The organism is Deinococcus frigens DSM 12807 (assembly GCF_000701425.1).
GTDB lineage: Bacteria > Deinococcota > Deinococci > Deinococcales > Deinococcaceae > Deinococcus > Deinococcus frigens.
The window spans coordinates 1-8,578 of sequence record NZ_JNIW01000093.1 but is presented as its reverse complement, the minus strand read 5'-3'; the positions used below and the strand labels follow the sequence as shown (position 1 = coordinate 8,578).

Sequence of the window (8,578 nt, the reverse complement as noted above, 5' to 3'; positions counted from 1 at the left end):
TCAGGTTGGGGCTTCGGTGGACGAACTGCTCCACCTCATTCGACTCTGGACGCCGCGCCAGACGACGGCTGTGGAAAGTGTCGGGTACTGAGGGCTGGCACAGCTCCACGAGAGAGAAAAGAAGCATCGGGAGTCTCCTTTCCCGATGCTGTCATTCAGGCAAATGCTCCAGGAAAAGGACTCTCTCAAACTTGCTTAAGCGGCGCTCGCCCCATCCGCCGCCTGCGCCGCCCCTCTCGCCTCATGCCAGAGGGGCTTTGACATGCAATTCAGTACTTCTGTCCGTCCAGCACGCGCCCTTCCGGTTCCTGGCCCTGCTGCATGGTCAGCAGAAAATCACGGGTGAGGCCCGCCCCGCGCGCCAGCAGATCAGTGGTGGTGCTGGCGATGTGCGGCGTGATGATCACGTTTTTCTGTGCCCACAGCGGATGGCCTTCCGGCAACGGTTCGGGATCGGTCACGTCCAGCGCCGCGCCGCCCAGGTGGCCGGAATCCAGTGCGGCCAGCAGATCATCCGTCACGATCAGGTTGCCGCGCCCGGCGTTTGCCAGCCACGCTCCGGGCTTGAACTTACCCAGAACGTCGGCGTTCACGATGCCGCGCGTATCAATCGTGCTGGGCAGCAGTAACACCACCCAGTCGGCGCGGGATAGTAAGCGGTCGCGCTGGAGATCCGATGTGGAACTGCGAATACCGCTGACCCCGGCCCTAAACGGGGTGAGCAGCCCTTCGAGGATGTGTCCGATATGGCCGTGGCCCCAGAGCACCACCTGCTGCCCGTCCAGCGTATGTAAACCGGAATCGGAGGGTGACTTGGTGGAGGCCCAGCGCCCCTCGTGCTGCGCGTCGCGGAAACGGTGCAGGCCGCGCATGGCCGCGAGCATCAGCGCCGCGACATGCACCGCCACGGCGCGGTCATGCAGGCGGTTGGCGTTGTGCAGCGCCACGCCCTGGGGCAGGTGCGGCTGAACGTGATCAATTCCGGCGGTCAGGGTCAGCACCCATTTCAGGCCCGGCGTCCTGAGCAACCTCTCGCGGGTGTCGCCGCGCGCCAGCCACAACACCACGCCCTCGGCCTCCTGTGGGGGCACGTGATCCTGCGAGTAAAAGGTGAACTCTGCGCCGGGAACGCCGTGTTCATCGTGGCCAGAGAGGGCGTGGAATTCGGGCAAATCGGGGAGCAGGACGCGCATGGAATCTATTGTGGCGCATGGGTGTGGCGCATGGGACGGGGCGTCAGGTCAGGCCTCGGTTTGGCGTTCAGACCTTCAGACGGTTGGACCTTCAGACCCCCTCGTCTCCCACTCCTCCCGCGTGATCTCCATATGCACGTCGGTGCGGCCCGTGCGCGGCGTGCGGCCCACCTCGCGGAAGCCGCAGGCGGCAAAGGCCCGCTGGGCGCGGCGGTTGTGGGCAAAGGTGGTCAGGCGCACCCGTTTCAACGGGGTCTGGCGGCCCGCAAAGGCCCGGGCCAGCAGCGCCGAAACCGCCTCGCGCCCGTAGCCCTGGCCCCACAACGCAGGAAAGCCGATCATCACGCCCAGTGTGCCGGTGGTGGACGTCAGCGGCGGCGCGGGGCGCAGGTCATACAGTTCGGCGCTGCCGATCAGTGCGCCGCGCTCGTCCAGAATGCCGAAGCCCACGCGCTCGCCGCCGCGTTCCTCGTCCTGCATGACCTTGCGAAACAGCCATTCGGGCAGGCGGATCGGCTTGGCATCGTTCCAGTCCGCCAGCTCACGGTCCTTGAAAAAGCCGTGCAGGATGTGCCATTCGCCGTGATCCATCTCCAACAGCGGCTTGAGACGGACCCGCCCCGCCCCCCCGCCCGCTGCCGGGAGGTCTGGGGCTGTAGGGGAATTGATCATGATTGAAGTTTACTGCTCTACAGGCGAGAGTGGACCCGGTTCCAGCGGACCCAGTGCGCGAACCACATCGCGGGTCAGGCGTTCCAAGTGGAAGGCGTCGCCCTCGGCGCGTTTCACGGTGCGGGTCTCTGGGTCCACCACCAGCAGGGCCAGGACCTCATCCCCCGCGTGCCGGATGCTGACGCCGGGATGACCGCCGAGCGCGGCCTGATCGCCTCTGGGCAGGTGTTTCCAGGCCGGGGCCGACGCCTTCAGGCCCAGGTGAGCGGTAGGCAGGCGGCGGCGCGACAGCTCGCCCTCCAGCCAGGTCAGCGCCCCCGGCACTCCGGCGATCAGGCCCTGTTCCAGATACGGCTGGGGCTGGTTGTAGCGGACCTCCCGCCCGTCCCGGCGGCGCAACTCGCCGCCCGCCGCCCGCAAAAGAGCGTCCCCGGCGGCAATATCCCACTCGCTGCGCGGCGACATGGTGAAGGTGGCATCGGCCTCATCGGCACTCAGGCGCGCCAGCTTCAGCGCAATGCTGCCGCTGGGAAGCATCCCCGGCAGGTCATGCCGGTTCAATTCGCGCCCAAATTCGGTGTCCGAGACGGCGATGCGCCAATTCTCCGAACGGGCCGCACGCTGGACCTGCTGCCCGTCTTTCCAGACGCCCCGACCCACCACCCCCGCGAACAGCTCGTCAGTGGACGGCGCGTAGACCACGCCCAGCACGGCGTCAGCGCCAATTGCCAGGCCGATGCTGACGCAGTAATCCGCCGTACCCTTGATGAATTCGCTGGTGCCGTCGATGGGGTCGATGATCCAGACCCGCCCGCGCGACAACCGGGCGGCGCTGTCGGTTTCCTCCTCGCTCAGCAGACCGTCTTCGGGAAATTCTTTGCCCAGGCCCGCCACGATCAGCGCGGAGGCTTCGCGGTCCGCCGCCGTCACGGGGTCTTCGGGGCTGGTCTTGTGTTCCACGCTGAAGCCCACGGCGCGCCATCGCAGCAGCAGCGCCCCGGCCTCGCGCGCCAGCCGGGAGGCCACCTCTAATTCATGGGTCAATGTCGGCAGGGTCATCGGCCCAGAATAGCCGCCGACGGGCACAGGTCACGCAGCACGCACACGCCGCACGCCGGATTGCGGGCGCGGCAGGTCTGGCGTCCGTGGCGGATGGCCGCGACATGAAAGGTGTAGCGGGCCGCCCACTCGCGCGGCAGCACTTCATCAAACCAGCGTTCCACCTTGACCGCGTTCCAGGCTTCGGGGACCAGCTCCAGCCGCCGCGCGATGCGGTGGATGTGCGTGTCCACCGGCATAGCGGGCCGCGCCAGATCGAACAGCAGCACGCAACTGGCGGTTTTCATCCCCACGCCCGGCAGACTTTCCAGCAGCTCGCGGGCCGCCCTGTCGTCCAGATCGCGCGTTTCCCGCAGCGAGAGGCTGGGGCGCGTCTCGTCCAGCTCCGCCAGCAGCGAGTAAATATATCCGGCCTTGACGCGCGAGAGGCCGCCGCCTGCCGCTTTCAGCACCGCCTCGATACCGTCCGGGCCATCCGCCAGCGCCCCCTCCCAGCGCGGGTAGGCGGTTTTGAGGCCCTGGAACTGCCTCCGGGTGATCGGGGCCGTGTTCTGCTGCGACAGAATGGTCTGGATCAGGCCGTCCAGCGGCTCGGCGGCCCGGCGGGGCTGGGGCGGATCGGGCAGGTATTCCCCGGCCAGACGCCGCGCGATTTCGGGCAGATTTTCGGGGGGCGGTTGCTGCTGGCTGAGCGTGAGTTTTTCGGGCGGCCTTTTGGCGGGCAAGGGCGGGCGGGCGGGCATGGGCAGAGGCTAGTGGTCTGGGGCGCGCAAGACCGTAAGACAGATTCGTTGAAGAGAGAAGGAATGATGCCAGGTAAGGCGAGGTTCTCAGAATTACACTCCCAGGAGACCCGCTGAGCAGATTCGGGGCTGGGCGGCGTCCGTTCTGGGCTGGTGTCCGCGTTCCATGCTGCCAGGCAACTCGCGGACCTGACCGCCTGCCAGCCTCGGGCCGCCCGAGCTTTGGAGAACCACAGGAATACCCCATTCCCTGGGCTGAGTCTGGGCCGGGCTGAAGTGCCGCTGGATGCCACTGGTGTTCTCCTGCGAGGACCTTGAGCGGCGGGCCTTCGACTGGCTCCAGAGATGGCGACTCCTGAGCGATCTGGCGGTCAAGACGGCCTGAAGTCGGCTCAAACTGTCCGGGCCGTTGCCGAGGCCCGGAATGGTGGTCCAGACGCTTGTCCCCTCCACACTGCAAGCGCTAGGCTTCTCCTCTTGTACTTCCCCTCTGCTTCGCCACGTCGGCAAGAGCCACAGGCGGGAAGATCGGCGGGAAAGCCCGATAACGCCAGGGCTGACCGACACCGAAGGAGCGTTGAAAATGCATAAAGTTGCCATTGTGGGCCGACCCAACGTCGGCAAGTCCAGCCTGTTTAACCGTTTAGTAGGGCGGCGTGAGGCCGTCGTGGCCGACTTCCCCGGCGTGACCCGTGACGCCAAGGAAGGAATGATGCTGTACCAGAACCACCGGATTACCCTGGTGGACACCGGCGGGCTGTGGAGCGGCGACGAGTGGGAGGTCGCCATCCGTGAAAAAGCCGAGTGGGCCATCGAGGGCGCGCAGGCCGTGGTGTTTGTGCTGGACCCGCGCGAGGGCCTGAGCGCCGCCGACTACGAGGTGGCCGACTGGCTGCGCCGCCTGGGCATTCCGGTGATCGTGGTGGCGAACAAGATCGACAGCCAGAAGCACGAGGTCTACCTGGCCGAGCTGTGGGGCCTGGGCTTCGGCGATCCGGTGCCGATCAGCGCCGAACACGCACGCGGCCTGGACGAGTTGATGGACCGCGTGATGACCCACCTGCCCGAGGACGACGAGGACGTGCCGGAAATCGCGCCCATCCGAATTTCACTGATCGGGCGGCCCAACGTGGGCAAATCCAGCCTGCTGAACGCCATCGTGCAATCGGACCGCGCCATCGTGGCCGATCAGCCGGGCACCACCCGCGACAGCCTGGACGTGGAGTGGGATTACGGCGGACAGCGTTTCGTGCTGGTGGACACGGCAGGGATTCGCAAGAAGCCCCCCACCGCCATCGAGGACTACGCCATCCAGCGCAGCCAGTCCGCCATTGGCCGCAGCGACCTGATCTGGCTGGTGGTCAACGCCGACGAGCTGGGCGACCACGAGCTGAAGCTGGCCAACCTGGCCTACGACAGCGGCAAACCCGTAATCGTGGTGGTCAACAAGTGGGACCTGATCCCCGACGCGGACCTGAAAAGCACCGAGCGGGACCTGAACCAGAAGCTGCACCATATTTCCTACGCGCCGCGCGTGTACACCAGCGCCATCAACGACTACGGCATCCACGAGATGCTGGCCGAGGCCATGAAGCTGCACGACAAGTGGCAGAGCCGCGTGCCGACCAGCGAGCTGAACCGCTGGCTGGAGGTCTGGCAGATGCGTCAGTCGGTGCCGAACTTCCACGGCAAGAAGCTGCGGATGTACTTCATGACCCAGGTGGAAACCGCGCCGCCCACCTTTGCTATTTTTTGCAACCGCGCCGACTTCGTGACCCGCGCCTACGAGGGCTTCCTGCAAAACCGCATCCGCGAGGACCTGAGCCTGGCCGGGATTCCGGTGCGCCTCAAGTGGAAGGAGAAGGGACCGTACAAGCGCGGTCAGAAGGGCGAGGAAGCCGGGGCTTAATCGTCGGGCAAGCCCACCCCGCCCGCGAACCATTAGCCTGCGGGCATGACTGCGCCGCAGACCGATCAGATGGCTGGCCCGCCGCGCCACTTCCGGGCCATCGCCGTGCAGCCAAAATGGAGCGCTGAAAACTTCGTCAGCGCCGACGCCTTCCGGAGCTGGATGCGCGGCCAGTTGGAAGCGGCCCGGCCCCACCTCTCGCCGGACCGTCCCAATCTGGTGGTCCTGACCGAGCTGAACGGCCTGCCGCTGGTGCTGCGGGGCGGGGGCTGGGCGCTGCCCTTAAAGACCTTCGAGCGGGTGGCGCTGGCGCTGGTGTTCTCCCGCGCATTCCGCGTGCTACCAGTGCTGCTGCGCGAGCGGGCCTCCCCTATCCGCACGCTGCAACTGGCGGGCAGCGACGACAACGCCCGGCTGTACCTGCACACCTGCCGCGATCTGGCGCGCGAATACGGCGTGTACCTGTGCTGCGGCTCTGCGCCCATGCCGCGCTACCGCCTGGTGAACGGACAGCCCCGGCGCGAGGCGGCCACCCTGACCAACCAGACTGTGCTGCTGGCCCCCGACGGCACGCTAATCGGCGTGACCGACAAGATCCACCTGACCCCCGACGAGGAGGCGGGCGGCGTGGACCTGACGCCGGGCGAACTGAGTGAAATGCGCGTCTTCCCCACCCCGGTGGGCGATCTGGGCGTGGCCATCAGCCTGGACGCCTTCCGCCCCGACGTGATCGGGCGGCTGGAGGCGGGCGGCTGCACCGTGCTGCTGCAACCCGATGCCAACGGCGCAGCCTGGACCTCCAAGGAGGGCCTGCCGCCAGATCCGGCCAACCTGCGCGATCAGCCGGTGGCGTGGCTGGAATCGTGCTGGACGGCCACCACCTCGGGCCAGAGCATCCGCTACGGGGTCAACCCGATGGTGGTGGGCAACCTGCTGGACCTCAGTTTCGACGGCCAGAGCGCCATCACCGGGCGCACGGCAGACGCCCCCGAACCCCGCAGCTACGTGATGACCGAGCCGCGCCCCGGCTTCCTGGCCCTGACGCCCTGGGTGGCCGACGGCCCCTACGAGGAATTGCGGACGGTGGGCCGGCACCTCGCCGCCCACAGCGGCCACCCGCGCGAGAATGCCTACCGCGTGGACGTGCTGCACGCGGACCTGGAACTGCCTGCCAGTACGCTGGCCCCGCCGCCCCGCACCCCACACGAGGCCGCCCTGGAAATCATCCTGAATGGGCAGGACGGGCCGGGCCGCAGGTCGTCAGCGGGCCTCTGGCTGCTGGCCGGGCTGGGCCTGTTCGCCGCCCTCTGTGCCCTGCGGCGCAGGCGCTAGGCCCAGGCCAGGCGCAGTAGAGAGTTTAAGGTAATGACGCGTTGTAGCGGTGGATGAACAGCCAGATCAGCATCTCTAGGTTGGCCTGTTTCCGGCTGAATGACAGCGTTCTGCGCACCAGATGCGCCAGGCGTACCCGGAGTGTGGCGTTGAATCGCTCGATGTGCTGGGTGCCACCAATGCGGTGCAGTGCGCCAAAAACCACACTTTTGTAAGCGCCTAGACGGTCTGTATGACAGACCGCGTCCAGATAGGGGGTGGGCAAACCCTCCCATAGCCCAAAGGCGCTGACGGCATCCCGCCGTCCGATGAAGCAGCTCACGATTTTGCGGGTGTGGCGGTCCAGGGCCAGCCAGATCCAGACCTGATGGGTGTGCCGCGTCACAAAAGTGCATAACTCGTCGCACTCCAGTACCAGCTTCGCTGGTACTGGAGTGCTCACCCTTTTGAAAACACCACCTCTTGTGGATCACTACGGTGCGGCACGGTCTGAATCAGCGATTGCAGGTAACGACGAAACCACGTCCGGCTGACCCCGACCACCCGGCAGATCCCCCGGTGGGAGATGCGTTCAGACAGCAAACGGTCCACCAATTCCACTTTTTCAGCGGAAATGGATGGGCGGATGTGGTTCAGGGTGGATTGGTAGGTACAGGCTCGACACAAATAGCGCTGTTTGCCAGTGTGTGCGTGGCCGTTTTTGACGATATAGACGCCTCTGCACTGCGGACATTTCAGACTGTTCATGTTTCATTGAACACCCGTCATTCCAAAAAGTCCACTACCCCGGGCGCAGTGGCGTTGACAAGTCGGGGGGGCCTCCCTATACTTCCCTTCGCGCTTTTGGGGACCGTTCCCCAAGACCGCACCCGCCGTGAATGGGGGGTTGGCCGAGTGGTTGAAGGCAGCAGTCTTGAAAACTGCAGTGGGCTTAGCCCACCGGGGGTTCGAATCCCTCACCCCTCGCCACGTCACAGCGGCCCGGCACAACCGAGGAGAGGTGGGTGAGTGGTTGAAACCGCATCCCTGCTAAGGATGTATACCGCAAGGTATCGAGGGTTCGAATCCCTCCCTCTTCGCCACAGCGTTGCCTGCCAGATTTCATCTCGTGTACCCGTAGCTCAGCTGGATAGAGCGTCTGACTACGGATCAGAAGGCCAGGGGTTCGAATCCCTTCGGGTACACCACACCAGAACGCAGTCCCAGACTGCGTTCTTCTCGTTTTGGGGCAACCGCTTTCGGGCCAGGTTGCCCTTTGTCGTGCAACCCGCGTGCAACGGGTGACCCGGCGTTACACGCGCCCACCTCTCACCCGACCGGGCGAACATTCCCACTTATACTGACTCCCATTAATTCCTTGACAAGGGCCACCAATGGAAGAGGGTCTGCTGGGAGATGAGATCTGGCTGGGTTTCCAACCAGGCGCATTGCTGGCCCAGCGTCTGAGTGAAGTCATCCATCGTGTCGAACCAGCGATTGGCCACTGTGTCGTCCGTCAGGTCCCACATGCGCTCCACGGGTTGCAACTCGGGTGAGTAAGGGGGCAGGGTGATGATCTGGACACCTGGTGGCTGTCCCTCCTCTGGAGGGACATGGAAACCCGCTCCGTCCTCTACCACCAGAACATGGTGATCTTCACTCGCGCCCACACTGTGGGCAAAAGCCGCCAT

9 protein-coding genes and 3 tRNA genes are annotated in these 8,578 nt (G+C 65.6%); 5 read left to right on the top strand and 7 right to left on the bottom strand.

Features of this window, described 5'->3' with window-relative positions:
• Nucleotides 1–269: 269 nt before the first annotated feature.
• The 4 genes from Q322_RS0118805 to Q322_RS0118790 form a co-directional block, all read right to left on the bottom strand.
• The gene (locus Q322_RS0118805; protein WP_029479403.1) at nt 270–1,193 is read right to left on the bottom strand and encodes an NAD(P)-dependent oxidoreductase; all 924 of its coding nucleotides are present in this window, start codon (nt 1,191–1,193) and stop codon (nt 270–272) included.
• A gap of 75 nt (nt 1,194–1,268) precedes the next feature.
• The gene (locus tag Q322_RS0118800) at nt 1,269–1,865 is read right to left on the bottom strand and encodes a GNAT family N-acetyltransferase (protein ID WP_051668767.1); all 597 of its coding nucleotides are present in this window, start codon (nt 1,863–1,865) and stop codon (nt 1,269–1,271) included.
• Nucleotides 1,866–1,874: 9 nt separating this feature from the next.
• On the bottom strand, nt 1,875–2,924 hold the full coding sequence (locus tag Q322_RS0118795) for a 3'(2'),5'-bisphosphate nucleotidase CysQ (RefSeq protein WP_029479401.1): 1,050 nt from the start codon (nt 2,922–2,924) through the stop codon (nt 1,875–1,877).
• Nucleotides 2,921–3,667, bottom strand: coding sequence for an endonuclease III domain-containing protein (locus tag Q322_RS0118790; protein ID WP_029479400.1), 747 nt, complete (start codon nt 3,665–3,667; stop codon nt 2,921–2,923). The genes Q322_RS0118795 and Q322_RS0118790 overlap by 4 nt, the downstream gene beginning before the upstream one ends.
• Nucleotides 3,668–4,250: 583 nt before the next feature.
• Between Q322_RS0118790 and der the strand changes: the two genes are divergently transcribed.
• Nucleotides 4,251–5,576 (top strand): ribosome biogenesis GTPase Der, encoded by a 1,326-nt coding sequence (der, locus tag Q322_RS0118780; protein WP_029479398.1) that lies wholly within the window; start codon nt 4,251–4,253, stop codon nt 5,574–5,576.
• Nucleotides 5,577–5,621: 45 nt separating this feature from the next.
• Nucleotides 5,622–6,908 carry a nitrilase-related carbon-nitrogen hydrolase gene (locus Q322_RS0118775; protein ID WP_245593319.1) on the top strand — a complete coding sequence of 429 codons (1,287 nt, stop codon included), beginning with the start codon at nt 5,622–5,624 and terminating at the stop codon, nt 6,906–6,908.
• Between the two features lie 25 nt (nt 6,909–6,933).
• Here the strand turns inward: Q322_RS0118775 and Q322_RS0118770 are convergent, their stop codons facing one another.
• Nucleotides 6,934–7,350 (bottom strand): IS1 family transposase, encoded by a 417-nt coding sequence (locus Q322_RS0118770; protein WP_156953164.1) that lies wholly within the window; start codon nt 7,348–7,350, stop codon nt 6,934–6,936.
• The gene (locus tag Q322_RS23655; protein ID WP_156953163.1) at nt 7,347–7,655 is read right to left on the bottom strand and encodes an IS1/IS1595 family N-terminal zinc-binding domain-containing protein; all 309 of its coding nucleotides are present in this window, start codon (nt 7,653–7,655) and stop codon (nt 7,347–7,349) included. The genes Q322_RS0118770 and Q322_RS23655 overlap by 4 nt, the downstream gene beginning before the upstream one ends.
• A gap of 133 nt (nt 7,656–7,788) precedes the next feature.
• Between Q322_RS23655 and Q322_RS0118765 the strand changes: the two genes are divergently transcribed.
• The 3 genes from Q322_RS0118765 (at nt 7,789) to Q322_RS0118755 (ending at nt 8,095) form a co-directional block, all read left to right on the top strand.
• Nucleotides 7,789–7,877: transfer RNA gene (locus Q322_RS0118765), tRNA-Ser, on the top strand.
• Nucleotides 7,878–7,902: 25 nt separating this feature from the next.
• Nucleotides 7,903–7,990 (top strand) — tRNA-Ser (locus Q322_RS0118760).
• A gap of 28 nt (nt 7,991–8,018) precedes the next feature.
• Nucleotides 8,019–8,095: transfer RNA gene (locus tag Q322_RS0118755), tRNA-Arg, on the top strand.
• Between the two features lie 162 nt (nt 8,096–8,257).
• Here Q322_RS0118755 and Q322_RS0118750 read toward each other — a convergent pair.
• Nucleotides 8,258–8,578, bottom strand: a 321-nt coding sequence (locus Q322_RS0118750; RefSeq protein ID WP_029479395.1) for a transposase, incomplete at its 5' end; no start/stop codon positions are given.